This window comes from Chryseobacterium sp. JV558 (genome assembly GCF_033712365.1).
Taxonomy (GTDB): domain Bacteria; phylum Bacteroidota; class Bacteroidia; order Flavobacteriales; family Weeksellaceae; genus Chryseobacterium.
In genome coordinates this window covers 629,401-653,911 of sequence record NZ_WJHU01000003.1, presented here as the reverse complement: position 1 = coordinate 653,911, position 24,511 = coordinate 629,401, and the positions used below count along the sequence as shown (strand labels likewise).

General features: G+C 36.2%; 26 protein-coding genes. 2 read left to right on the top strand and 24 right to left on the bottom strand.

Translation table 11 applies throughout. The features are described from left to right. Positions 1 to 46: 46 nt before the first annotated feature. From glmM to GFU89_RS13930, 5 genes are all read right to left on the bottom strand, one after another. The gene (glmM, locus tag GFU89_RS13950) at positions 47 to 1,429 is read right to left on the bottom strand and encodes a phosphoglucosamine mutase (RefSeq protein ID WP_318847706.1); all 1,383 of its coding nucleotides are present in this window, start codon (positions 1,427 to 1,429) and stop codon (positions 47 to 49) included. A 68-nt stretch (positions 1,430 to 1,497) separates the two neighbouring features. Next, entirely contained in the window at positions 1,498 to 2,514 is a 1,017-nt protein-coding gene (locus tag GFU89_RS13945; RefSeq protein ID WP_318847705.1) for a DUF4421 family protein, read from the bottom strand. A 217-nt stretch (positions 2,515 to 2,731) separates the two neighbouring features. After that, positions 2,732 to 4,765 carry a ferrous iron transport protein B gene (feoB, locus tag GFU89_RS13940; RefSeq protein ID WP_318847704.1) on the bottom strand — a complete coding sequence of 678 codons (2,034 nt, stop codon included), beginning with the start codon at positions 4,763 to 4,765 and terminating at the stop codon, positions 2,732 to 2,734. Beyond that, complete coding sequence (locus tag GFU89_RS13935; RefSeq protein WP_318847703.1) at positions 4,765 to 5,019, bottom strand: FeoA family protein; 255 nt, start codon at positions 5,017 to 5,019, stop codon at positions 4,765 to 4,767. Before GFU89_RS13935 ends, feoB begins: the two co-directional genes overlap by 1 nt. Positions 5,020 to 5,151: 132 nt before the next feature. Further along, entirely contained in the window at positions 5,152 to 6,051 is a 900-nt protein-coding gene (locus GFU89_RS13930; RefSeq protein ID WP_318847702.1) for a GLPGLI family protein, read from the bottom strand. Between the two features lie 181 nt (positions 6,052 to 6,232). Between GFU89_RS13930 and GFU89_RS13925 the strand changes: the two genes are divergently transcribed. Then, positions 6,233 to 6,730 (top strand): DinB family protein, encoded by a 498-nt coding sequence (locus GFU89_RS13925; RefSeq protein ID WP_318847701.1) that lies wholly within the window; start codon positions 6,233 to 6,235, stop codon positions 6,728 to 6,730. 51 nt (positions 6,731 to 6,781) lie between these two features. Here the strand turns inward: GFU89_RS13925 and GFU89_RS13920 are convergent, their stop codons facing one another. The 19 genes from GFU89_RS13920 to GFU89_RS13830 form a co-directional block, all read right to left on the bottom strand. Continuing rightward, on the bottom strand, positions 6,782 to 9,484 hold the full coding sequence (locus GFU89_RS13920; RefSeq protein WP_318847700.1) for a carboxypeptidase-like regulatory domain-containing protein: 2,703 nt from the start codon (positions 9,482 to 9,484) through the stop codon (positions 6,782 to 6,784). A gap of 455 nt (positions 9,485 to 9,939) precedes the next feature. Further along, the gene (locus GFU89_RS13915) at positions 9,940 to 10,728 is read right to left on the bottom strand and encodes a T9SS-dependent choice-of-anchor J family protein (protein WP_318847699.1); all 789 of its coding nucleotides are present in this window, start codon (positions 10,726 to 10,728) and stop codon (positions 9,940 to 9,942) included. Positions 10,729 to 10,827: 99 nt separating this feature from the next. Beyond that, a complete protein-coding gene (locus GFU89_RS13910; protein WP_318847698.1) occupies positions 10,828 to 12,552 on the bottom strand; it encodes a hypothetical protein in 1,725 nt (574 codons plus the stop codon). 151 nt (positions 12,553 to 12,703) lie between these two features. Next, positions 12,704 to 13,432 carry a metallophosphoesterase family protein gene (locus GFU89_RS13905; protein ID WP_318847697.1) on the bottom strand — a complete coding sequence of 243 codons (729 nt, stop codon included), beginning with the start codon at positions 13,430 to 13,432 and terminating at the stop codon, positions 12,704 to 12,706. Between the two features lies 1 nt (position 13,433). Beyond that, entirely contained in the window at positions 13,434 to 13,976 is a 543-nt protein-coding gene (locus GFU89_RS13900; protein WP_318847696.1) for an RNA 2'-phosphotransferase, read from the bottom strand. Between the two features lie 10 nt (positions 13,977 to 13,986). Next, positions 13,987 to 14,928, bottom strand: a complete 942-nt coding sequence (locus tag GFU89_RS13895) for an ADP-ribosylglycohydrolase family protein (protein ID WP_318847695.1) — start codon at positions 14,926 to 14,928, stop codon at positions 13,987 to 13,989. Continuing rightward, positions 14,928 to 15,614, bottom strand: a complete 687-nt coding sequence (locus GFU89_RS13890) for an NAD-dependent deacylase (protein WP_318847694.1) — start codon at positions 15,612 to 15,614, stop codon at positions 14,928 to 14,930. Before GFU89_RS13890 ends, GFU89_RS13895 begins: the two co-directional genes overlap by 1 nt. Before the next feature lie 4 nt (positions 15,615 to 15,618). Then, positions 15,619 to 16,125 carry an O-acetyl-ADP-ribose deacetylase gene (locus tag GFU89_RS13885; protein ID WP_318847693.1) on the bottom strand — a complete coding sequence of 169 codons (507 nt, stop codon included), beginning with the start codon at positions 16,123 to 16,125 and terminating at the stop codon, positions 15,619 to 15,621. After that, positions 16,122 to 16,757: a DUF4291 domain-containing protein gene (locus tag GFU89_RS13880; protein ID WP_318847692.1), complete on the bottom strand. Its 636-nt coding sequence runs from the start codon at positions 16,755 to 16,757 to the stop codon at positions 16,122 to 16,124. Before GFU89_RS13880 ends, GFU89_RS13885 begins: the two co-directional genes overlap by 4 nt. Continuing rightward, positions 16,754 to 17,569, bottom strand: a complete 816-nt coding sequence (locus GFU89_RS13875; RefSeq protein WP_318847691.1) for a TIGR02452 family protein — start codon at positions 17,567 to 17,569, stop codon at positions 16,754 to 16,756. Before GFU89_RS13875 ends, GFU89_RS13880 begins: the two co-directional genes overlap by 4 nt. Continuing rightward, positions 17,559 to 17,987, bottom strand: coding sequence for an ADP-ribosylation/crystallin J1 (locus GFU89_RS13870; protein WP_318847690.1), 429 nt, complete (start codon positions 17,985 to 17,987; stop codon positions 17,559 to 17,561). The genes GFU89_RS13875 and GFU89_RS13870 overlap by 11 nt, the downstream gene beginning before the upstream one ends. Before the next feature lie 18 nt (positions 17,988 to 18,005). After that, positions 18,006 to 18,599 carry a DUF4291 domain-containing protein gene (locus GFU89_RS13865; protein WP_318847689.1) on the bottom strand — a complete coding sequence of 198 codons (594 nt, stop codon included), beginning with the start codon at positions 18,597 to 18,599 and terminating at the stop codon, positions 18,006 to 18,008. A gap of 11 nt (positions 18,600 to 18,610) precedes the next feature. Next, positions 18,611 to 19,081, bottom strand: coding sequence for a macro domain-containing protein (locus GFU89_RS13860; RefSeq protein ID WP_318847688.1), 471 nt, complete (start codon positions 19,079 to 19,081; stop codon positions 18,611 to 18,613). 73 nt (positions 19,082 to 19,154) lie between these two features. Further along, positions 19,155 to 20,225 (bottom strand): adenylosuccinate synthetase, encoded by a 1,071-nt coding sequence (locus GFU89_RS13855; protein ID WP_318847687.1) that lies wholly within the window; start codon positions 20,223 to 20,225, stop codon positions 19,155 to 19,157. A 72-nt stretch (positions 20,226 to 20,297) separates the two neighbouring features. After that, on the bottom strand, positions 20,298 to 21,152 hold the full coding sequence (locus GFU89_RS13850) for a hypothetical protein (protein WP_318847686.1): 855 nt from the start codon (positions 21,150 to 21,152) through the stop codon (positions 20,298 to 20,300). 2 nt (positions 21,153 to 21,154) lie between these two features. Then, the gene (locus GFU89_RS13845) at positions 21,155 to 21,490 is read right to left on the bottom strand and encodes a hypothetical protein (protein ID WP_318847685.1); all 336 of its coding nucleotides are present in this window, start codon (positions 21,488 to 21,490) and stop codon (positions 21,155 to 21,157) included. A 77-nt stretch (positions 21,491 to 21,567) separates the two neighbouring features. Further along, a complete protein-coding gene (locus GFU89_RS13840) occupies positions 21,568 to 22,116 on the bottom strand; it encodes a 2OG-Fe(II) oxygenase (protein WP_318847684.1) in 549 nt (182 codons plus the stop codon). 29 nt (positions 22,117 to 22,145) lie between these two features. Next, positions 22,146 to 22,688 carry an NADAR family protein gene (locus GFU89_RS13835; protein ID WP_318847683.1) on the bottom strand — a complete coding sequence of 181 codons (543 nt, stop codon included), beginning with the start codon at positions 22,686 to 22,688 and terminating at the stop codon, positions 22,146 to 22,148. A 333-nt stretch (positions 22,689 to 23,021) separates the two neighbouring features. Continuing rightward, a complete protein-coding gene (locus GFU89_RS13830) occupies positions 23,022 to 23,717 on the bottom strand; it encodes an NUDIX hydrolase (RefSeq protein WP_318847682.1) in 696 nt (231 codons plus the stop codon). 123 nt (positions 23,718 to 23,840) lie between these two features. On the opposite strand from GFU89_RS13830, the gene GFU89_RS13825 reads away from it, so the two are divergent. Beyond that, entirely contained in the window at positions 23,841 to 24,485 is a 645-nt protein-coding gene (locus GFU89_RS13825; RefSeq protein WP_318847681.1) for a DUF1579 domain-containing protein, read from the top strand. The last annotated feature ends 26 nt before the right edge of the window (positions 24,486 to 24,511 follow it).

Here is a 24,511-nt window from a genome sequence, read left to right as displayed (position 1 = left end):
GTCTGGTATAAAAAAAGAACGGAACAAATGTCCGTTCTTATATATTTTAGATTAAACTTTTAATTTTAGCAATGATATCATCTCCTAACTGGTCAGCTTCTTCCTGAGAATGAGCTTCTGTATAAATTCTGATAATCGGCTCTGTATTGGATTTTCTAAGGTGAACCCAGTTGTTTTCAAAGTCTATTTTAACACCGTCTACTGTAGAAACGTCTTCGTTCTGATATTCCTGTTCCATTTTGCTTAAGATAGCATCTACATCAATCTCCGGAGTCAGTTCTATTTTCTTTTTACCCATAAAATAACTTGGATATCCTGCTCTCAGCTCAGAAACAGTTTTGTTTTCTTTGGCCAAATGAGTTAAAAACAAGGCTACTCCTACTAAAGAGTCTCTTCCGTAATGTAAATCAGGATAGATAATTCCTCCGTTTCCTTCTCCTCCGATCACAGCGTTTTTCTCTTTCATCAAGGTAACAACATTTACTTCTCCTACAGCACTGGCAAAGTATTCTGAGTCATGCGAACGTGCCACATCTCTCAAAGCTCGGCTGGAAGAAAGATTGGAAATTGCAGCTCCTTTTTTATGTTTCAACAGGTAATCTGCAACAGCAACTAACGTGTACTCTTCACCAAACATTTCTCCTTTCTCATCAATCAAAGCTAATCTATCCACATCCGGATCTACCACAACTCCTACGTCTGCTTTTTCTTTTTTCATCAATTCGCAGATGTCTCCCAAATGTTCTTTCAACGGTTCAGGATTGTGTGGAAAGTGTCCTGTAGGTTCACAGTATAATTTGATGGTTTCACAGCCTAATTTATCCAAAAGCATAGGAATTGCAATACCTCCTGTAGAGTTTACCGCATCCAGGGCTACTTTAAAGTTTTTAGCTTTGATTGCTTCTACATCTACCATTGGCAAATCCAGGATCTGCTGAATATGGATATCAAAAGCGTCATCTCTTGTTTCATATTTTCCAAGATCATCCACTTCTGCATAGTTGAAGTCTTCACTTTCTGCCAAAGCCAGTACTTCAGCTCCATTTTCCCCAGTAATGAATTCTCCTTTTTCGTTCAATAACTTAAGGGCATTCCACTGTTTTGGGTTGTGGGAAGCGGTAAGGATGATTCCTCCGTCTGCATTAAGTTCCGGAACCATTATTTCCACTGTAGGTGTTGTAGAAAGGCCAAGGTCTACTACATTAATTCCCAATCCCTGCAATGTAGCAGTTACCAAAGAAGAAACCATCTGACCAGAAATTCTGGCATCTCTTCCGATAATAAGGGTAAGGTCTTTTTTATTTTTATTGTTCTGAAGCCAGGTCCCGAATGCGGAAGCGAACTTTACTACATCCAACGGTGTTAAGTTATCATTTACTTTACCGCCAATGGTTCCGCGAATTCCGGAAATAGATTTTATTAGTGACATGATGTTTTTACTTTTATTGTTTTCTTTCTAAATTTTCCAACGCAAAGATACTTAAAAGACCTTTCAACTTATAGAACGGGGATCTTTTTTTGGATTTTATCGTAGGTATTTTTTACAACCTTCGGTGGCGCAAAACGATAACCTATGTATAACAAACCATATAGGTTATTATTTTCTACTGTCTGATTATTTTTCTGGTCGTAAGCATGCGTATTAAAATTCATTTTGCCTCCAAATAAAAACCGATCTGTATTATATCCAACATGAAGCCCACCCTGCATTCTTATGGTTGCATACTGGGCATTTTCTTTGGCTCCTCCATTCTGAAAATCTCTGTAGCTGGAGAATTTACCTCCGATTCCGGCTGCCAGATAAGGTGAGATATTGACATTCTTACCAATTACCCAATTATAGAAATATCCGATATTCCCCCCAATATTATATTGTGTCTCCTTGCTTTTTATACCATCAATTTTATTTCTGAAAATAGTAAGATCATAATCCACAAAAGGAACCCAGCTTCCACTGCTTTTATACTGCCATTCTCCCTGCGTGTAGATACTTCTTGCTGAAAAGTTTTTATTGAGAATATAGGAGGTAGATCCGCCAAAGGTTTGTACCCTTAAATCAGGAAACTGAATATAAGGATCTCTTCCTTCCTGCCATTCGGGGGATAGGTCTTTCATATTTTCAACATAAAAACCACTTACATTTTTATAATAAACATTCTGGATAAATCTTCCGGGAAATAACCTGAAACTAAAATCGGTATATGAACTTTCCCCCTTCATGTCATCATCATTATTTCCATCTAAAAATCTGGGAGCAAATGATACTGTCGCGCTTATAATTCTATAATCGACTGAAAATGATGTTTTGGTTTTATTGTTGATTGACAGGTCCATCTTGAAGGCATTCTTACCTTCTCCTGATGAAAAAACATAGTTCTCGATATTGGTATCAAGATTCACACGAATCATTACCTGGTCTGCATAAGACTTGGTATTTGTAGTATCTGATTGTGCTTTCCCGTGAACGGTAAATAACGAAAATAGTACGAGTGATCCTGTTTTTAAGAAATTCAAATTAATAATTTACATTAGAAAAATGAAATTACTACATTTTTTTCAATTATCTATTGAACGTAATGTTAAGAACACCCGCAATCTTTATCGCAGTTTGTTCTTTTGGAGCTGAATTTCTTGGGTGCGAAGTTCTTTTTAAGTACTTTAAATAAAGAGTAACAGGCGAATGCTACAATTAATAGGATAAGTACGTATTGAAAAATTAATGATAAGTCCATTACTTTAAAATCTGATATGCTATCATCGACACAAAATATGCCAAACCTGTCATCATGACTACCTGAAAGCCAGTCCATTTCCAGCTTTTAGTTTCTCTGTAGACTACTGCAAGTGTAGAAACACACTGCATTGCAAATGCATAGAAAAGAAGAACCGAGATTCCGGTTGCAAAACTGAAGACTTTTTCTCCGTTTGGCTTTACATCTCTTCTCATTTTATCAATTACTTTTACTTCCGGAGCATCATCCTCCAAACTGTAAAGTGTAGACATTGTTCCCACGAACACTTCTCTTGCCACAAAACTTGTAAGAATTCCAACTCCCATTTTCCAGTCGTAGCCCAGTGGGGCAATAACAGGTTCTATTCCTTTACCCATTTTGGCAAGGTAAGAATGGTCAAGATGAACGTCTGTAGCAACCAATTCATTTGTTTTCTGGCTTGGTCCGAAATAGCTCAGAAACCAGATAATAACACTTACAATAAAAATGATTTTTCCAGCTCCTGTAATGAAGTCCCATACTTTCCCTAACACCATTTTAAAGTCATAACCAAAAAGTGGTTTTTTATAGGCCGGAAGGTCCATTACCAGGTATGTTTTTCCTTTACTTTTAATAAATCTTTTAAGGATCGCTGCTGAGAATAAAGCAACCAGGAAGCCAAGAAGATACATCCCCATCAGAACCAGTGCTTTATATTTTATTCCTAAAAATGTTCCTTCTGAGATAATCAGTCCGATAATAATACTGTATACCGGAAGTCTCGCAGAACAAGTCATAAATGGTGTTACCAATATCGTCAGCAATCTTTCTTTTAAATTTTCAATATTCCTGGTGGAGATTACCGCAGGAATAGCACAGGCCGTTCCTGAAACAAGAGGAACAATACTTTTCCCATTTAGCCCGAACGGACGAAGCAATCTATCCATCAAAAATACAACTCTCGCCATATATCCTGAGTCTTCCAGCAGATAAAGGAAATACAACAGGATTCCGATCTGTGGTGCAAAAACCACAATTCCTCCGATTCCCGGAACAATTCCGTTTGAAATAAGAGAATTAATAGGCCCTTCGGGAAGGTGCTCACCTGTAAATGCTGCCAGCCATGAGAAAGTACTTTCAATCCAGTTCATTGGATATTCTGCAAGGAAGAAAACACTTTGGAAAATAACCAACAGAATGGCTAAAAAGACTACATAACCCCAGAATTTATGTACTAAAACTTTATCCAGTTTTTCGGTTAATAATTCTTTGAATTGCGCTTTTTTAGAAATGACATCTTCCAGTATTCTGTCTACATTCTGATACCTTCTTACAGTTTCCTGCACCTGCAATCTTTTGGGAACCAGACTTTTTGTATCAGCCTCATTCAACTGTTCCATTACAGAACTTATTCTGCCAAGGTCTGTTCCCAGTGAAAGGCTCATCCAGGCTTTGTATTCATTATCGAAACCTTTGTGTGCTGCCAGTTTCTGAATAAAATCTCTATGTTCGTTCGGGGTTTCAAAAGAAACCTGATCTGTTTTTACAAATTCATTGTTGTAAACAGCTTCTCTTACTTCTTCAATCCCGATTTGCTCCTTAGCATTGGTCTGGATAATTTTAATCCCTAATGCTTCGGAAAATTTTTGAATATCGATGGTGATCCCTCTTCTTTCTGCCTGATCAATCTGATTGACAATCAAAATCATTGGAATCCCAAGGTCCTGAATCTGTTGAAACAAAAGCAGTCCTCTTTTTAAACTTAATGCTTCAAGAATATAAACAACCCCTGCATAGTTTTTCTGCTCATCGATAAGGTATTTAGAAAAAATAGCTTCATCTTCTGAGCTCGGATATACGCTGTAAGAACCTGGAAGGTCAATCACCTCAACATCCTGGTCTTTATACGTATAGTTCCCGGAATGGCTTGCAACGGTAACGCCGGCATAGTTTCCGGTCTTCTGCTTTTTGTTGCAAAGCGTATTGAAAACCGTTGACTTTCCTACATTAGGATTTCCGACTAAAAGTATCTGTTTTTTCTTGTTTTCCTGCATTAATTCAATTCTTCAACAATGATGTAATCTCCTTCTTCCTCACGAAGAGCAATCCGGCTTTTTTCTGCTCCAAATTCTACATACATGGGCCCATTGAACGGAGCCTGATACAAAATCCTGAATGCGGTTTCCGGAAGAAGCCCCATTTCAATGATTTTATTGGGCATTCTAAGATGGTCATTATCATACCCCAATATCTTCCCCATTTTGTTTTTAGGGAATCCACTTAATTTATGTAATCCTTTCTCTTTCAAAGCCTAATTTTTAGTCCTGCAAATATACGCTATTTAAATTTAATCTAAATAACGTTTAACATAAAAGAAATCAACCCAAACACATTGCTGTATCCGGGTTGATTCAAAATATAATTTAGTTGATATGAATGCTTATTTTTTCTTCTTGTCAGAGGCTTGATCTTTCTCTATTGGATTATTATTGGATCCGAAGAAGTCTTTCACCTGTTTTTCCATTCTCTTCATAAAATCTCCAATCGTTCCATCTGTACCCGGCATTGGCTTACTCATTGTTTCAGCAGTCATATACGGGCGTGATTCTGCAAAAGGATCTGCCTTAAAGGCATCATATGATTTTTGAAATTTTTCTTTAGTTGTCGGAGTTATAGAATTACTGGACATTCCCATTTTGGCATTAATCTTATCTGCATAAGAAACCTCATCATAGTTCTCTATTTTTTTGTTTCCGCTTAGCTGCCAAGAATAATTTTTATCAGCATCTTCTACTTTTACAATTAAACCTGGCAGGCCATAGAATTTATATGGTCCGTCCTGAAAGGGAATGTCAGAACTAAACCATGCAGTCCATGTTCTTCCTCCAAACTCTGTAGTCGCTTTTTGGGTATTATAAGTTCCTATTTTTTGTTTTTCAGGTAAAATATTCCACTGTAATTTTATATCATCATCATAAGAGAAAAAGTTTCTGCTGATCTTGTCAACATACTGCATCTTCATTTCAGGATAGTTTTTGATAATTTTATAGGAAAATTTAGGCCATCTTATCATCTTACTCATGTCCTTGAAGGTCTTGGTTTTCTCCATCTCTTCTACCTGAACTTTAATGATAGAGTCCTGCGCGGGCATTGTGTAATCCTGATATATTGATTTTTTAGGCGTAATATCCAAAATTGTAATCACTTTATCCAATCTTGCCGAATCTTTCTTCGGTTTAAAAGTCAGTTCATAAAAGAAGCGGTTAGCTGTCTCTTTTGATTCTTGAGCTCCTGCAAATGCAAAAAGAGCAATAAGAAATACGGAGAATAACTTTTTCATTATAACAAGTTTTATATAATTAGTAATCACATGTCTTCTTTTGTTACAGTTTTTTTTAGTTTTTTTAAAAAGACATGTCTGTGGAGTCCGGTTTGTGGAGGAGGAGAAAAAAATTATGATTCTCTTAAAACATTTTCATTTTCAAAACACCTACCTTTAAGTTTCTAAAAAACAAAATATTATGGACACTTTATCTCAATTAAAATCTGAACTGGAGGGTGAATTCCAAACTACAAAAAAGTTTATTCAATTATTTCCCGAAGGAAAAAATGACTTCGCTCCCCATGAAAAAAGTATGAAAATGATGCCTCTTGCCACCCATCTTGTAGAAGTTTTTGAATGGCCGAATACTATTTTGAAAACTTCTGAACTGGATTTCGGTAAAGGCGACTACAAACCTACGGTTCTTTCAACAAAAGAAGATCTTATGAAAAAACTGGAGGATGATTATCAGTCAGCAAAAATTGCATTGGAAAACAGTACTGAAGACGATCTAAATCCCAGCTGGACTATTAAAAATGACGGCCATGAGTTGGCAAGCTGGAGTAAATATGGAGCAATTCGACATGCTTTAAATCAAATCACTCATCACAGAGCACAATTGGGAGTATATTACAGACTGAACAATATTCCTTTGCCGGGAAGCTATGGGCCTTCAGCAGACCAGCAAAGCTTTTAATACATCATTATATCTCAACAAAAAACCAATCCGGATGGATTGGTTTTTATTTTATTTAAAGTTGAATTTTACGGTAAACATTACCTGACTAGGACGAAGCTGATATCTCGTATACTTAATATTTATAGTATTAATATCATAGGTTTCAAAAACTTTTTTGTTCGCGATATTCATCCATTTCAATTCAAAATCAATTTTCTTTTTGGTCCAAGTAAACTGATATGACACGTCATAGAATCCATTATGATATTTTTGACCTGCTGCATTTGTATTTACCTGATCCCAATTGAATCCAACAGTGTGACTTTCCATAGGATAGAAGAAAACTCCTAGATTATGAGTAAATCCTGTTCTTGAAGCATTAGAGTTTAATTCTCCAACACTTGTTTGTTTTGTTCTAGTAAGACTTGCATTATAATCAACACTCATCCAACTGAAATAAGTATTATTGAATTTAATTCCAAATGACTGGCCATTGTTTTTATTGGTATAGGATTTATTATTCAAAAAGGCATCAGATTCTGTCGTATTATTACTATAGCTAAGAGATGCGTTCGTTTTAAACTTTGGAAAATATTTTCCAACTTCTACACTATATCCATTATTTAATACATGATTGTCCTGCTCTTTATATTTCATTATGGTATATCCACCTCCATTGATCTCCGGATTTGAAATTAAGTTTCTCTTTGCATCAGAATATCTGTAATTAACATTGAAGAATAAATTATTTAATGGATTTCTATATTCTATTCTTGTTCCTGCAGATTTATTGTTATTCTGTGGAATTGGGTTATTTACATCCATTGCATTAATTCCTTCAGGTGAAGTCATTAAGAACCCTGAATATGCTGTATTTATTTCTCCAAAATTATTATTAATATTAGCATTTACGGATGCTTTCCAGAATGATGCAAATGAATATTGAGCAAAAATATTTGGTTCAAAAGTTACTCTGTTTACCGATTTTGAAACGAGTCTTAATGGATCTTCCGCTCTAATATTGTTTGAATTCACTGGAAGATTCGCATATATCATCCATGATTCACTTTTATAATTTATCCCTAAGCTTCCGTATGGTGTAGCTGTGGTGTAATTTAAATCATTACTATATGCCGAAGGTTGGGGATCTTTAATATTAGGATCGGTAGATGGAATTGCTTTTACATTTGACAAATCTGACATCATCCCTGTACTTTTGAAATTAAATCCAACTTCAGGAGTAAACGTCCATCCTTTGGTAGAAAAACCAATATTAACAGAATGATTAGCCTCAAAAGTCTTAAGTCTTAAACTTTGTGTAGCAAATTCTGTATTAGGCACTGGCTTAAATCCAGGGATATCCAAATAAGATGATGGAGAAACTTCCAAAGTCTGTCTATCTGTTTGGTAACTTACATAGGATAAAAGATTTACCATTTTTTCCTTCCAAGGAATAATAGTACTCAATGAATTCTGGAATGATGTTGTAGGAGATTCAACCCCTTCATTGGCGTTTCTCTGTATACCGTTTTTTGCATCTGTTCTGTCAACAATTCCCCTGTCTGCATTCCAATATTGAGAGAAGCTTGTGGTGTTTTTAAAGAATCCTTTTTTGGCATTCTTTGTAAATATTAATTCTCCTTTTGCTTTATCTGTATAAAAATTATTCAGGGTTTTTATAATATTAGAAGCTCCTCCAAAATAATCTGTCTGGCTATACGACTCTCTTTCTACAGCATTGTTGGTATAGTTTGCATTCGCTTTAAGCTCCCATTCCTTTTTCTTATCAATGTTGGTAAGATAGTTGGCAGATAAATAATGAACATTATTCATCAGATATCTTTTCACCGGAAGATTAGGGGTATCTGCATTCTCTACATTTAGCCAATCATTTTGAGAGGCGTTGATTCTTTTTCCTTCAAATCTATTTCCAAATGCCAGAATATTTCCTTCATTTTCCACCTGCTCGCCCATGTTATTGGTTTTATAATTGACTACCCACTGGCTTTTCTGTCCAAAGAACATTGGCGTCAGTTTTACATTCCAAAGCCACGGATCTCCGAATCCTGTTCCTACTTCTCCTCTACCTGTCATGGTTACGGAGTTTTTAAGCTTAATATTGATTGCGGCCTGATCTGAAGGGACTTTATCCTGCAGGATTTTTACCGGCTGGTGGTTTTCCAGTACTTCTACTTTCTGTACGGCATCTTTCGGAAGGGAATTGTTGATGGTTCCATAACCTCCTTCCATCAAATCTTTCCCGTTGACATAGAATTTATTAATAGCATTTCCCTGATATAGAATCGTTCCGTCCTTGTTCACTTCAATTCCGGGAATTTTTTTCATAACATCAGCAAGGGTTCTGTCGTTTTTGTTATTGAAAGCTTTAAGATCGTAAGAGATGGTATCTCCTCTGGCGGTAATCATTTTTGTTTTCAGCTGAACTTCTTTAATTTCTGTAGCTTCAGACTGCATTTTGAAATTCAAATTCTGGTCACTGTTGCTGATCTGCTTGGTGAGAGGCTTCTGATTGAATGCTTTCACTTTAAGGTCCACATTGGATTCAGCGGAAGTGAATGTTACTTTATATTCTCCTTTAGAATTGGTAATTCCGTAAGCTAAAATAGCATCTTTACCAGGTTCTTCCACGGTAACACTGGCACTCGGTATTGCTACTCCGTCATCATCAGTAATCTTTCCTGAAACAGTCTTTTGTGCAAAAGTAAGCACAGTAAAGAACAGCATCAGAAATAAGGAAATATTTTTTTTCATACCTATTATTTGCTCAATTAGTTAATCATTGTAGTTTTTTGTTACACTTTTTATAAAGATGTCTTTTATTCCTAAAAGTTAAATTCATATCACTACAAACATAGTTATAATTTTCTTTTTTACAAGTCTTAAAAAACTAATTGTAATTTCTTTTAAATTATTAACTATAATTAACAAAAAAATCTTGTTTTTTGAGGCTTTAAAGGAAACTTTATAGATAAATTTTACAAAATTCTTTTTTCATTTATGTCATAATTTCTATTTAAAGTTTACTATTTTATGATTTGTTAAAAAGTTAACCAATGAAATACCTGAATGGAAGTTTCTCTATTTCTTTAGGAGCTTGAGACAAATCATGGGTTGGAAAATAGCAGAAATCACTTTAAAAAGAGGTTTACAAAAAAATAAAAAGACGTTTCAAATGAAACGTCTTTTTTTATAATAGAATAAAAATGCTACTTCTTAATAATTTTGTAGCCTTTTTCTGTCTCTTTATCTTTGATCTTCAGTATGTAGTTTCCTGTTGACAGTTCACTTACATTTACAGTTCCATTTTCTGAACTCATCATTTCTTTTTTCACCAGTTTTCCATTAAAATCATAGATATTGATTTCAGATATCTTCGTTTTATTTTTGATGTATAAGATATCTTTTACCGGATTTGGATAGATGGATGCACGGCTGTTATCCGCTTTTGCATCAGAAACCGATAAGCTGTTTGCTGAAATCTGGAAATCATCTATCCCAATAAACCAGATATCTTCTGTAGTGGAATAGAAGGCAATATAGATCGTTTGACCTACATAAGGAGTCAGATCATATGTATACTGATTCCATGAAGTAGGAGGTTTTAACGCAGCAGCGAGCGTATTCGTAAGCCCTGCGACAGTGGGAGTTGTTGTTGATACTTTTATATCCACCGTTTCAGCAAGCCCGGCCCCTCTGTTTCTTGCCCAGAAAGTAAGTTTATCTGACACCCCTGCAGTCACCACTATTGCAGGACTAATGACATAATCATCATGGGCGGTACTGCCATATTCCAATCCCAGAAAATGAGTTCCTGAATGAGGAGCATTGAATGAAGAATCATAGGAATCCCAGGTTTCCCAGGTTCCGGGATCTCCTCCATTAATGATCGTCCAATCGGCAGGCATGGTTGCCGAATCAAAGCTTTGAGAATATTGTGCCAGCAGACCTATTGGTACAAAGCACAGTAATGTTACGAATTGATAAATTTGTTTCATAGTGTTTGTTTTGTATACTAATTTAATAAAAAATAAACACATTGATTAACAAATCACTATAAAAAAAAACAAAAATAATCTGAATTTTTATGAAATACCCTACAACACCCTATAAACAGGATATTGTCTGAAAGTCTTTTCTTCAAAGTAAGGGGAATGCTTGTACACCCAATCCAATTGTGCGTCTCCGTCTTCAGACAGTTTTTTATCGGATGCTTTCGCTTTTTCAAAGTCTTCTTTCAGTTTTTTATCTTTTTTCAGCAGTTCAGCAGCCGTATCTTCAAAAATATAGGCCGAATAGTATTCTTTCTGGGCTAAAATTCCATCGAAGAAATTCCAGTTAAAAAAAGAGTCTAACGCCTCAGGTTCAAGAGTTTCTATGATATATTTAACACCAGGCTGATGGGTAGAAACCAGATAGTCTCCGGCTGAAAACATTATATTCTTTTTTGAAGCATCAACTGTCGTTTCAAAATGCAGATAATGACCTTCATAAGGGTTTTTAACCGTTTTAAAATCTTTAATTTTATAGGATTCAACAGCAAAAGTACTGTCTTTCTGAATGGGTTTCATCTGGATATTATTCCTTTTGAATTCTTCAATCACGCGGTATTGAGACTGGGGAATTACATAATATTCAGGAATAGTAATATATCCTGTGGGTACTGCTGTAGTAAAGAGTTTTATATTTTTTGTGAAAGGTTTGTTTCTGTCATAATACAATCTTGGTTTTCCAGATACTTCACTGGGTTTATATTTTCCCTCATAACCTTTAAAATCCATTGTGGAGAACTTGGTGGAGTCTATTTTCCAACGAATACCGTATTGTTTTCCTGCCTGATATTGTTTTAAGTTTTCAATGCGAAGCTGTTTTATAGTACGATAATCTTTGTCTAAATTCTGCAGATTGACCAGCATATATTTGTAAGTAGCATCTACTCTTTTGTCATAAGGCTTCAGCATATGGGTTTCTGGAACGGTTCCTAAAGAATTGAAAAGGGAAGTATATCCTGTGGAATATCTTGGAGAGTCTTCAAATGAAGCAAAACCTACTTCGGGAACATCTCCGTGGATGTTTACGTAAGGCGTACTTTCATAACCCAACTTCTTCATATCCTCAAGATTTTTAGCCTGATACTCATTATAGAAATAGGTTCCCAAAGTATTTCCAAGGCGTTCTTTAAAGGTAGAAATATAGGTGAATGTATATTGATAATCAGCACCGTTACTGACATGATTATCAATGAAAACGTCCGGCTTTAACCATTGGTAGATCTCCTGGAAACTTCTGGCATTTTTGGAATCTGCCTTAATAAAGTCTCTGTTCAGATCGTAATTCCTAGCATTTCCTCTGAAACCATATTGTTCAGGTCCGTTTTGATTGGCTCTGGAGTAAGAACCTCTATTTAGCATTCCACTCACATTATATGCGGAAATAGCAGCAATGATAAAATTCTGTGGAGTTTTAATCTTTTTGGTGGCAAGATCTCTCATCAGCATCATGGTTGCGTCTATTCCGTCCGGTTCTCCCGGGTGAATGCCATTGTTGACGAAGAGAATGGCTTTATCTTTTCTTACTATTTCAAGGTCTTTTTCAGGAAAAGGGTTATAAACGACGACATAAATAGGTTTTCCGTTGTCATCTTCTCCTTTTTTAAGGTATTGAATCGTATTGAAATTTTTAGCCAGATCCTGATAATAGCTGTTCATTTCATCATAGGTAACGGTTTGGTTACCATTTCCTTTTTCAAAAGGGGTCTGAAACGATTTTTGAGCAAAAAATAAGGTAGAACTCAGGGTGAATAAAAGATATTTCAGTTTCATGGAAGTCATATTTTCAGACTTTAAAATTAATCATCTTTTATGAAAGGGAGCATAAAGGAAATGGCGAAATTATTTTAAAATAGAAACCTCACAGGTTTTGAACATCTGTGAGGTTTATTTACTGATCCAAAATTTATTTGAATATACTTCATCAGTTTCTTCCTTTTTCATTTGGGTATAAAGATGGAAGCGGGTCGCTTTGCCAGAATTCTTTGGAATCAATATCCATGATGGACAAAGATCCGGTATAGGCAGCTCCGGTATCCATATTCCAGATATTAGCTTTGTTGGCCGGCGTAGTAATTCCAATATCAAGTGTGGGAGTATGCCCGATAAATATTTCTTTATATAAAAGCAGTCTTTTGGGATACAACGCTGAATTCTTTTCCAGCTTTTTATCCATTGCTACAGCGGTTTCCCAAAGGGTTCTGTCCCAACGGTAATTGCTGGAATAGACTTCTCTTTCCGGACCGTGCATGGAAGCATAGCCCGCATGAATAAACAGGCGGTTCTGATCATCAATGTGATAATTTTTCATCCTTTGAAAGAATTCCAGATGAATATCAAGGTCTTCCGGGAGATAGTCTGCATAACTTTCTACAGTACTTTTTCCGCCATTGAAAAGCCATACATCAGGATTTTGCCCGAATGCCAGCCAATCTTCACACCATGCATCATGATTTCCTTTGATGAAAATACATTCCTGGCGTTCAGAAATTTCCATTAAAAACTTAATGATTTTGGAAGATTCGCTCCAGCCGTCTACATAATCCCCGAGGAAAATCAGCTGATCATTTTGCGTGACTTCAGCTCGTTCAAGAACTTGCTGCAAAGCTTTAAATCCTCCATGAATGTCTCCTATTACTAATGTTCTTTTCATTTTACTTAGAAATGTATTTTGCATCTACAAAATCTGTCAGCCATACTCCATTTGCAGACTGATAGAAAGAGAGTCCATCCTGATGCATTGTTCCGGTTCTGATGGTAAGAATCACAGGCTTACCGTGTCTCATCCCGACCTTTGTAGCAGTCTCTTTATCAGCGCTTAAGTGCACATGCTGGCGGGTTCTTTTTTCTATTCCTTTTTCTAAAATTGAAGAAATATTAGCTTCTGCTGTACCGTGATAAAGAAATTCAGGTGGCTGCTTTGTTTCCAAAGCCAGATCGATATCAATAGAATGTCCCTGGCTTGCCCTGATCATGGTTTTATCTTCGTTAAAGGCAAAACGTTTTTTATTATTGGTTTCTACTACCTCATCCAATTCTTCGGGAGTAAAATATATTCTCTTTTTGGCTGATTTTCCTCTCAGCTCTTCTATATCTGCCCATCCGTTTTCATCCAGCGAAAGTCCGATGCTTTCTGGCTGATGTCGTAAAATCAGGCTTAAAAATTTACTTATTTTCTTCTTTTCTATTTCGTTCATGGTTTGCGTTTTAATTCATTAATTTTTGGTGTAATTTCTCACACAATGCTTCAATATCATCCTTTCTCACCAGCTCAGAAATCCATTCTTCAGGAATATTTTCATATCCATAATAAATTCCGGCAATTCCTCCGGTAATGGCTCCTGTTGTATCTGTATCTTCTCCGAGGTTAACCGCTTTTAAAACGGCTTCAGAATAGCTTTCTGAGTTGAGAAAACACCATAGAGAAGCTTCCAGACTGTGAAGGACATAGCCTCCGCTTTTGATTTCATCTTCAGGATATCCGGAAATATCATTTTTTAAAATTCTATGAAAAAGTTCAATTTCTTTTGGGTTAAAACCTTGTTCATCAGCATATTTCAACGCCAAAATTTGTGTATAGGTATATGCTTCTGTTTTGTCCTTACCTTTTAATAATTCGATCGCAAAAAGTACATAGATGAAACATGCAAAAACAGAACGGAAATGACCATGTGTGATTGTTGAGACTTCTTTTACCGTAAGATAAAGCTTTTGAATATCATTTTCATTTTCAAGATAAAAAGCAAGAGGAAGAATCCTCATCAGAGAACCATTTCCGTTATCTTCTTCAAAAATATTTCCTGAAAACTTCGCACTTTCACCTTTAATTAATCTCGCCAAGGCATGTCTTGTCGTACCTCCTATATCGAAAAGTCTTCCGTGGGCAGTCCAGTGTCCATATTTATTCCATTTTACAAAGCTTTGTCCAATCTTTTCAAGATCGTAACCTTTTGCAAGTTCTTCGGCAAGACAAAGGGTTAGAGAACTGTCATCACTCCAGGTTCCTTTGGGTTGATTCCATGACATGTATTCCAGCATTTTTGTTACTGGATTTTTTTTAAGGTCTTCTCTTTTTTTTAATTCCACCGGAACACCAAGAGCATCACCTATGCAAACGCCCATTATTCCGGCTTTTACTTTATTTTCCATCAGGCAAGATTTACCAGTTTATCAAACAACAGTTTCATTCCCTGAGTTGCGGTCTCTTTCATGACAACGGCTCTCTGGCCATATCCAAATCCTGTTTCATTAGGATTGATAACAATCAAAAGACAGTCGTCTTTGATATCATGAATCAGCCCAGCAGCCGGATATACCTGCAAAGAAGTTCCGATCACCAGTAGAATATCCGATTCTTTGACAATTTCCTGTGCCGTCTGATACAAAGGCACGTCTTCTCCAAACCAAACGATAAAAGGTCTTAATTGCGCTCCATCTTCTGCTTTGTCACCGATATTGATGTCCTCTTTCTGATCATAAATCAGGCTTTTATTATTACATGAACATGATTTGAACAGTTCACCGTGAATATGAAGGATATTGGTAGATCCTGCTCTTTCGTGAAGGTCATCAATATTCTGGGTAATAATTTGAACATCGAAATGTTTTTCCAGTTCTGCCAATAAGTGATGGGCTTCGTTGGGTTGTACTTCATGCAGTTGTCGTCTTCTCTGGTTGTAAAATTCCAGAACCAACGCTCTGTCTTTTCTCCATCCTTCCGGACTTGCCACATCCGTTACATTATGATTTTCCCAGAGACCATCTCCGTCTCTGAAGGTTTTTATTCCGCTTTCGGCACTGATTCCGGCACCGCTTAATATGGTTAGTTTTTTCATTGGTTTAATCTAATAGTTTTTTATAAATCATTTCATTCTCCTCATCAAAGCACACAAAAATAACTTTCTCAATGATATCTGACTTAAAATTTCTGACCGTATCTACAGCAATTTTTCCTGCCATATCTTTTGGAAATCTATATACTCCTGTACTTATACTAGGAAAAGCAATGGTTTTCGCACCAAAATTTTCTGCTAATTTCAAGGAATTACTATAACAGTTGGCCAAAAGTCTTGATTCTTTTTCCTCATTTCCATTCCAAACCGGACCAACTGTATGAATAACATACTTTGCAGGAAGGTTTCCTGCACTTGTTACTACAGCTTCACCAGTATTGCATTTGCCTTGTCTGTTTCTGATTGCTCTGCATTCTTCTAATATCACTGGACCTCCTGCTCTGTGAATTGCTCCATCCACTCCGCCTCCACCCAATAAGGAAGAATTGGCGGCGTTGACAATTGCATCGGCTTGTATCTTTGTGATATCGCCTTTTATTAATTCAATTTTCATTGCAGATTCAACTTTTTGTTTAAAATTTCATCATCAAATAATAACGGTTTTTCTTCAGGAATGATCAGATTATCCAAATCATCATTTAAAACGAACTGGTACTGTTCTTTCACAAAATCTGAAATATTTTCAATTAAAATAATATCGTCTTTGGCAAAAGAGCGGGTAAATTCATTTCGCAAACCTATTTGGATTGCTCTCCGTTCCAGTTTATTCCCAAATGGATCATGATCCGGATCCCACTGCAGTCTCACTGACGATTTTTTCACCTGATCCTGCCATTCTTCTCTTGAGATTCCAAGCTTTTTATTGTAAGAAGAATATACTGCATTTTCCAGATATTTTCTAATTGCTTCTTTTTTCAAATGAATTGCCAAAACGCATTCCTGACCTTCTTTTCTACCCCAGCCATTACGGTACATCATCCAAAGGAAATTAGGTTTTATCCAGGTCATTCTTTCGAGACTGAAATCTCCGCCAAAGAATTGGTTTTTAACAGCAAACTCTCCTATCTCTTTTCTATAGGATTGATATACTATAACTTTTTCATCATCATATTGAGCCATGATATGATGTCCTTGTTCAGGCCATTCCTGAAATTGTTCTTTATATTTTTTTAATCTGATATTCATTTGATTTCTTCAAATGGTTTCAGCACTTCTTCTTTTTTCGTCATAACTGCAAAAACCACTTTTTTAAATTTATTTTTATACTTCCCCTGAAGATGCTTTTTGAATAATCCTGCAATTTCTTTTGGATCATTTCTAAACACCCCACAGCCCCATGCACCCAGGATTAACAACTCATTCCCTTCATGCAACGCCAGCGAAAGCATTTTATCCATTCTGACATCCATTGCAGGCAGAATTTCATGTTCTCTTTCCGGTTCCTGACGTTTTACCACTCCTGCATTAACTGCCGGAGAGGTGATGAAATTACAGAGAATAGGTTTGGGTAGCAATTCTCCTTTATCTTTTCTGAAAACCGGAACTTTCGGGCTGTAAATCATGGTATCTGTATAAAAACAGGATTCCATCGCACGATGAATCGTATAATAGTCCCAAGCCTGAAGCAGGCTTTCATATAGCCCTGATGTTCTTGCCAGACTTTCTTCCTGTGCTTCTGCTCCATTGATAAATCCACCTCCGGGATTTTTTGCTGAAGCGAAGTTCAGACACATGAGTTTCTCCTGGTTTTCCTCTTCAGCTAATTCTAAGATTGCTTTTAAAGAACTACAGTTTCTTGTTTCAAACTGTGTTTCAAAAGTCGTTTCCGGCATTGAGGATTTCGTCATTTCTGAAAGCTGTTCCGGAGTGAAAAGAGCTGTTCCTTTTCTACTGATTTCCAACTCGTTTTCTATATTTATTTTTTCGTTATGTTCGTTGATATAATATTTTTTGGCGAGGATATCCAACGTATCTTTTGCCATTCCTTTATTGGTCATTGTTCGTTTTTTTTATGTTTAACATCAAGTCTTCCAACTCAGTATTTCCGGCTTTCTTAAAATCACCTCCTATAAATACCTTGGTTACTTTGATATCGCCTACAATCGCATTATTAAAGCTGTTCAGTTCTTCGGAAGGAACCCATAATTCATTGTGGTTTCTGGCTCCAACATTCTGTGCAGGATATTGGTCTGCCACTTCTTCCAACACCTCAAATTGAGTTACAAAACCAAGATAATTTCCAGCTTCGTCTCTGGTATTCCATTTTTCAGCAATTTCTGAGGCATATTCTTCATTGAGAACAGGATAAAAAATAGGCTGCCATTCCAGTCTTGGAGGAAATTTTTTAAATCCACTTTCCATAATCAGGATCATTTCTTTTTCTCCTACCGGTCTGTATAATATTGTTGTTTTCATGACGTTTCATTTTTTTTATTACACTGAAGCTCCAATTCTGTGAGCGAGTTCTTTTGACAGAGGATAGTTTTTTTCTACAGGCAGCAGTTTCTTTGCCTTGTCAAATTCTCCCGATTTGGTAAGATTCAGAATTTTCTTAACCAAAGGGGTATAATCCTCTATTTTCACAATCCATTCTTCATTGAACTCCTCAATCAGCGACCGGCTGATCCCAACCTGAATGGAACGGTAATTAAGTTTTGTTCCTTTAATATTTCTTTCAGGATCCCACTGCACATAAATTTCTGCCTTTTCAAAGTCTTTTTCCCAATTGCTGGGATCGGGATAAACTCTTTTTTCTGGTGAAGTAAGGATTGCTTTGCTTAAAGCTTTCTCCCAGGCATCCCTTTTAATATGTATTGCCAGAATACATTCCTGATTGGATTTCTGTCCATAGTTGCTGCGTTCCATCATCCAAAGAAAAGAAGGCTTTATCCAGGTCATCCTGCTGAATGAAAACGGAGCTGTAAATTTCTGATTCTCTACGGCTGATTGTGCAATGGCTTTATTATAAGCCTGGTAGACGATCAGCGTGTCATTTTTATAATCTGCTCGTATTTCAAATTCTTTCATTGCTTGTTAATTTATTCAAAATCATACACATACACCTCTACATTCTTTGCAAGCAGTGTTCTTTCAATAATAGGTTCTATTTCTTCCCATTTTCCTCCTGCCAGTCCACATCCGATTCTCGGCATGTTAATGTTTGCATTGAGAGGCAAAGCTTCCTCAGCAAGCTTCAATAAGCATTCTTCCACGGATTCATATCGGATAGGCAGAATATTTGACTTAGTAATGATTTTATGCTGAGCAATCATATTACAAACCCAGATCTCTTCTTCTGCCTGAACAATCTGAATTTCACCCAGATTAAAATTTTCATTGCTTTTAAACCATTCACGGTACTGTTGTTCCGGTTTCTTCCATCTTTTTGAAATAGCCGTTACAAATCCTTTTCCCCAACCTCCTATATCATTGCAGATATGAGCAATTATTTTATTTCCTTCAGCATGAGGACAAGTAGCATCTCCCTTTATATATTGTATTGTTTTCATGGTTATTTACTTTCATTCATTATCAATATTCTGCTTCTGATCTGTATAAAATTAATACTTGTATCTTCAGGATTTAAAAAATCCGCTTAAAATCTTTTGAATACGGAGAGTACGATCCGTAGACCGCATTAAATTCTACATCAAGGTTTTCTACCTTAAATTTCTCATCAATCTGATCCAGGCAGGTAATCACAAGGTTCTTTTTAACTGGCAATACATATGCTGCATCCAGTTTTAAGGCGTAATTCAGCAAGTTGTAATCTATTTCTCCAAATCTTAATTCCTTCTGATATTCATTAAATGTACAGGTTTCTTCTTCATTATTTCTCAGGTTCAATTCTTTTTCATTGCTCATCCAGCCGTTTCCATGACGGGTTGAATAGCTCCTCGTGATATAATACATCTCAATATCTTCAATTTTTAAAAGCTTACAGATTTCGCAGGCATTTTTTGAAGTGGTATGAGCATAGGTCACATTGGGAAAAACGCCATGATCCATATCGAGTAAAATACCCTGGCTTCCTTCAAAAATAAGATGATTGAATGAATTCAGCCAGGTATAATCATTTATTTTCCAATCAATGCTGTCAATAGCTTCTAAAAAAGGTTGTAAAAGTTCATCAACATCCTTTTCCTCTGCAAAACCATAATAATAGGCGATTCCTTTTAACTTTTCCACCAGCATTTCTCGAGGTGAAATTAGATCTATGGCAAATAGTTTATAAGGACTTTCGTGTCTTTTCATGGTGGCTCCTATTCCTTTTCCACAGGTTCCGTGTTCCAGATTTCTTGCATTGGTTCTGTTCTGCCATACATCGAAAGGAGTGGTAACCTTTGCCAGTGGATGAATATACAGCTCGATATTTCCATTTTTTGTTTTCAATTCTTCTCTCTCATTAAGCAGAAAGACCGGATGAACAGTGCAATGCTCTGTAAAGTAAGAAGGTAATCCGCGAAGAGATCCGCTGGCAAAGCTTGAATGTATATGCTTTCTATCATCAATCATCACTGTATGAGCGGCCTGCTGACCTCCTGAAAACCGGATTACCACCGCCTCCGGATTTTGAGAAGCCAGAAAATCTGTAGTGATCCCTTTTCCTTCATCCCCAAAGCCAAGTCCTATTACTATTTGCGCCTTTTTCATGTCCTTTTATTTTTTTTAAGCTTTTGCCAACATCATTTGTGTTTTAATTTTCCTAATGGCAATTGCTCTGTTTTAAAGCATTTTAAACTGATCTAACCCTTCTGTTCCTGCCGTTCCAAAGGTTTGGTTTTTAAACTTATCGCAGATGATTCCTTTAATAACATTCGGGATTTCTCTGTGATCTTCTATGGAGATACAATTTTGTCCTAATAATTCTCTCCATCCACCGTCTGCTCTCAGTGCCTGATCTGAATGTAAAACACTGATGTGGTATACTTCATACTTCTTTTTTACTTCTTCAAGTAATTCAAGATGAGTGTAGGTTTGCTGTCCTTTTCCCATAATTTCTTTGATGGCAGAAGCAGGAAGTATTTTCAAACAGGGTTCATCTCCCACGGTAAACAGTAATCCTTTTTGTTTTCTTTTTTCAAAGGCGTCTGTTCTGGTATGGAATGCTGCGAAATACCATGCTAACAGATAGCTTTCTCCAGCATTTCCACCGCCACCTGATTCAATATAAGTTCTGGTAAGCCACATATCCAACTCTGCATCTCCGGACTCAAACTGTCCCACCTGAAGCGGGTAACCGTCACATTCATGATCTCCTATTCCCAAGAATAACAAAGCGGGATCCGGAACACCTCCCTGGATAATTCCTCCCATCAGTTTAGGCAATCCGTCCCTGATCAGTTCATGAGGAATATGTCCCATACTTCCTGTAACATCCAGTCCTAAAATAATAGGAACTGAGTTGGGGTGAACTTCTGAGTCTCTGGATTCTCTGAAAGAAATTCCGTGAGGATTCATTGATTCATGAGCCATTCTTTTGGCATTCTGGGTGAAAATTTCCCCTGCAGATTTTGTTTTGTATCCTGCTTTACTTGCTCTATCATAACGAGCGTCTAAATCGTATCTTGTACTTCCCATGATTAAAGTGTTTTTCCAAATAAATATTCAAATCTCTTTTGTGTTACTTCAAGCTGAATATTCAGATTTCTGATTGTTAATGATAATTCCATGTCTTTCTGAACGAATGATTCGGGATTGAAATCCGCAAATGTCAGACTGTTCCTGTCTAAAGGACTGATATCAATAAGCCCTTCCTGTTCCCGCTCGAGTCTTTTAATTTTTAATTCGATATCTTCAACTCTGCGTCTGTAAATCAATTCGGAATCTCCCCCGATGATCTTTGCACGGTCTTCTCTGATCTGATCATTATTTCTCTGTAATGATTCGATAAACCTTGGTTTTAATTCATCTTCCATGATCAAATATTTTTATTTGTGTTAATATTACGCTAATTAAACAAGACATGACAATGCCTTTCTTCTTTAAGAATAACTTATTCCTTAGAATACATAATATCAGTTCTTAAAACATACTTCAGTCCACTCATCAAAGTCTTTCCTTCATGTCTCAGAGGGTGATGAAAAATAAGGGCTGTTCCTTTCTTTGGTTCCACTGTAAACAGGTTTTCAAATTCTGTTTCACCTCCTTCAAAATCATCATTCAGGTAGATCATAAACGTGAAAAGACTTTTCTCTTTCTCATTTCTGATGTAACTTCCGTCTCTATGCATTTTAAATTGCTGTCCAGGAGAATATTTATAAATCCTAAGCATTTCATTGAAGTTAAGAAGCTGATATCCATCGTATTCCTGAGGCAGGAATTCAGATGCTTTTTTAAACAGATCTTCAGCTATCGCTTCATCAAAGATCATCAGCCGGTCATTATTTCGGACTCCTTTATTCATCTGCTGTCTTCCAAAGACATTGATCTTTGCTTCTTCAAAAACTTTTTCCTGTGATAGGCTGATATAATGATCACATTCTGTTTCATTCAGAAAATCTTCAATCAGAAATATCTGTGGGTGTAATTCTGTTTTTTCCATGATTTCTATTTTGTATTGGTGTTGTGTTTTTACTTTCTTAATTGATCTCTTACTTCCATCAAAGCAAATCCTAAAAGATTTTCTCCGTTCCAGAGTAAAGGATTTTCCGCTCTGCTATCAGTTTCCAGCATTCCGATACCCCAGATTCTGTCATATGGACTTGTTTCTACTAGAATTTTATCACTAGTTGACAAAAGAAAGTCTTTAAATTTCTGATTTTGAGAGAATTTTAAAAGGTTTCCTTGGGTTACAATTTCATATTTATGTTCATCCCAAAGTTTCGGATCAAAGTTTTTTACTTTTCTTCCCAAGGCTTTTGCCTGATTGGGAGTTGCTGCTTTTAAGATTTCCTCTTCTGTTTCGGGATCATTAAATAATCTTGCTTTTCCGGCCATCATATAATGTTCTGCCGTTTTATATATGATCCCGTTTTCTTCAAATTTTCCAGGAAACCATTGGCTGAAGCATGATTTGGTTACAATATCCTTTGCCGTGTGCCCCCAGAAAAAGAGAAACTTTATCCTCTGTTTCTTCTGAAAACGATCTATAATATTTTGTATGGTGTATTTCACGATTGCGTTATTTCTACACAAATTTAAAATATTATCAGTCTTTGCACCAAATTTATTTGCGTTAATTTTACACTAATAAAGTTAATTAATTGATTTACAGCAATAAAAATTCAATTTTATAAAACACGAATAACCCAAATTCATATCACAAATAACACAAATTTTTAATAAACTTTGGCTAAAGCCATTGGAATATGATGATAAAAAAACGGGCTAAAGCCCGTTCCTATTGAATATTGTCAATTGATAATTTATACTTTTGCTCCGAAAACGTTTTATAAATATTAGTGGATATTTGTGCAAAGCATTTGTGAGCTTTGTGTTTAGATATAACTATTTAATTTCAAAATAAAAGCCCTGCTCTTCCAGCTCATTATACTTTTCCTTATTGAAAGTAAAAAGTTTTCCTGGTCTGCCGCTGCCTTCTTTTTTAACGTTGTTGGTCTCATTAAGCAATCCGTAGCTCATGATTTTCTTGCGGAAGTTTCTTCTGTCAATTTCCTGCCCTACAATTGTTTTATAAAGGTTTTCAAGATCTGAAAAAGGGAATTCTTCATTGAGAAGATTGAAACCGATCGGCTGATATTGTATTTTTGTACGAAGCCTTTTTAATGCAGTTTCAATAATTGTTTTATGATCAAATGCCACTAAAGGAAGTTTATTGACACTAAACCATTGTGCATCTTCAGCATCAGAATCTGCAAACAGTTCATGATAAGATGGGTTGACAAGGCCCAGATAAGCTACAGAAACCACTCTGTTTCTCGGATCTCTGTCCAGATTACCAAATGTATAGAGTTGTTCTAAAAAATCGGGTTTTATGCCTGCTTCTTCATAAAGTTCTCTCTTTACGGCATCATCTACACTTTCATCATCAAGAACAAGCCCTCCCGGAAGCGCCCAGCCTCCTTTAAAAGGTTCAATATTTCTTTTAATCAGAAGAATCTGAAGGTCTTTTTTGTCAAAATATCCGAAAATAACTGCATCTACAGCCACTTTTATATCTTGTAATTTTTTTGGAGACTCCATAAATTAATTTGCGTTACGAATACACAAAGTTACGATTTATGCTCAAATTAAAAAATAATTTCGGTTATAATAAAAGTTCCTATCTTTAAGTTATCATTCTAACCATCTTAAAATTAAATTATTATGAAAAATGCATTAACAATTCTTTCTGTTGCTTTTTTATTAACAGCATGTGAGAAAGGAAAAACAACTGCTGCCAATGGTTCTGATAAAACAGATTCTACTACATCCAATTCTGAATGGAAACCTGTAGATTCTGCAACAGCTATGAAAAACTGGACGGAATATGCCACTCCCGGGGAAATGCAAAAAATGCTTGCAAAATCTGATGGGAACTGGACCGGAGAAACGACTATGTGGATGGAAAACGGGGCAAAACCTATGGTGAGTAAATCCGAAGCTACCAATAAAATGATGTACGGCGGACGCTATCAGATCACAAACCACAAAGGCGACTTTATGGGAATGCCTTTTGAGGGAATGAGCATCGTAGGATATGACAATTCCAAAAAGAAATTTGTCAGTACATGGATAGACAATATGGGAACAGGAATCATGCATAGTGAAGGAGACTGGAATCCTTCCACAAAATCGGTCGAGTTTAAAGGAAAAATGACAGATGCTTCAAGACCCGGAAAAGAGTGTGATTTCAGAGAAGTTTTCACGTTTGTGGATGACAATACTCAAAAACTGGAAATGTACGGCCCAGATTCTAAAACAGGGAAAGAGTACAAAACCATGGAAATAAAATATTCACGTAAGAAATAAATCCATAAAAAAACCGCTTCGTATGA

Coding starts and splice junctions, on each gene's coding strand:
- glmM (WP_318847706.1), bottom strand. CDS start 1,429: ATGTCACTAATAAAATCTATTTCCGGAATTCGCGGAACCATTGGCGGT.
- feoB (WP_318847704.1), bottom strand. CDS start 4,765: ATGCAGGAAAACAAGAAAAAACAGATACTTTTAGTCGGAAATCCTAAT.
- GFU89_RS13930 (WP_318847702.1), bottom strand. CDS start 6,051: ATGAAAAAGTTATTCTCCGTATTTCTTATTGCTCTTTTTGCATTTGCA.
- GFU89_RS13925 (WP_318847701.1), top strand. CDS start 6,233: ATGGACACTTTATCTCAATTAAAATCTGAACTGGAGGGTGAATTCCAA.
- GFU89_RS13920 (WP_318847700.1), bottom strand. CDS start 9,484: ATGAAAAAAAATATTTCCTTATTTCTGATGCTGTTCTTTACTGTGCTT.
- GFU89_RS13915 (WP_318847699.1), bottom strand. CDS start 10,728: ATGAAACAAATTTATCAATTCGTAACATTACTGTGCTTTGTACCAATA.
- GFU89_RS13910 (WP_318847698.1), bottom strand. CDS start 12,552: ATGAAACTGAAATATCTTTTATTCACCCTGAGTTCTACCTTATTTTTT.
- GFU89_RS13905 (WP_318847697.1), bottom strand. CDS start 13,432: ATGAAAAGAACATTAGTAATAGGAGACATTCATGGAGGATTTAAAGCT.
- GFU89_RS13900 (WP_318847696.1), bottom strand. CDS start 13,976: ATGAACGAAATAGAAAAGAAGAAAATAAGTAAATTTTTAAGCCTGATT.
- GFU89_RS13895 (WP_318847695.1), bottom strand. CDS start 14,928: ATGGAAAATAAAGTAAAAGCCGGAATAATGGGCGTTTGCATAGGTGAT.
- GFU89_RS13890 (WP_318847694.1), bottom strand. CDS start 15,614: ATGAAAAAACTAACCATATTAAGCGGTGCCGGAATCAGTGCCGAAAGC.
- GFU89_RS13885 (WP_318847693.1), bottom strand. CDS start 16,125: ATGAAAATTGAATTAATAAAAGGCGATATCACAAAGATACAAGCCGAT.
- GFU89_RS13880 (WP_318847692.1), bottom strand. CDS start 16,757: ATGAATATCAGATTAAAAAAATATAAAGAACAATTTCAGGAATGGCCT.
- GFU89_RS13875 (WP_318847691.1), bottom strand. CDS start 17,569: ATGACCAATAAAGGAATGGCAAAAGATACGTTGGATATCCTCGCCAAA.
- GFU89_RS13870 (WP_318847690.1), bottom strand. CDS start 17,987: ATGAAAACAACAATATTATACAGACCGGTAGGAGAAAAAGAAATGATC.
- GFU89_RS13865 (WP_318847689.1), bottom strand. CDS start 18,599: ATGAAAGAATTTGAAATACGAGCAGATTATAAAAATGACACGCTGATC.
- GFU89_RS13860 (WP_318847688.1), bottom strand. CDS start 19,081: ATGAAAACAATACAATATATAAAGGGAGATGCTACTTGTCCTCATGCT.
- GFU89_RS13855 (WP_318847687.1), bottom strand. CDS start 20,225: ATGAAAAAGGCGCAAATAGTAATAGGACTTGGCTTTGGGGATGAAGGA.
- GFU89_RS13850 (WP_318847686.1), bottom strand. CDS start 21,152: ATGGGAAGTACAAGATACGATTTAGACGCTCGTTATGATAGAGCAAGT.
- GFU89_RS13845 (WP_318847685.1), bottom strand. CDS start 21,490: ATGGAAGATGAATTAAAACCAAGGTTTATCGAATCATTACAGAGAAAT.
- GFU89_RS13840 (WP_318847684.1), bottom strand. CDS start 22,116: ATGGAAAAAACAGAATTACACCCACAGATATTTCTGATTGAAGATTTT.
- GFU89_RS13830 (WP_318847682.1), bottom strand. CDS start 23,717: ATGGAGTCTCCAAAAAAATTACAAGATATAAAAGTGGCTGTAGATGCA.
- GFU89_RS13825 (WP_318847681.1), top strand. CDS start 23,841: ATGAAAAATGCATTAACAATTCTTTCTGTTGCTTTTTTATTAACAGCA.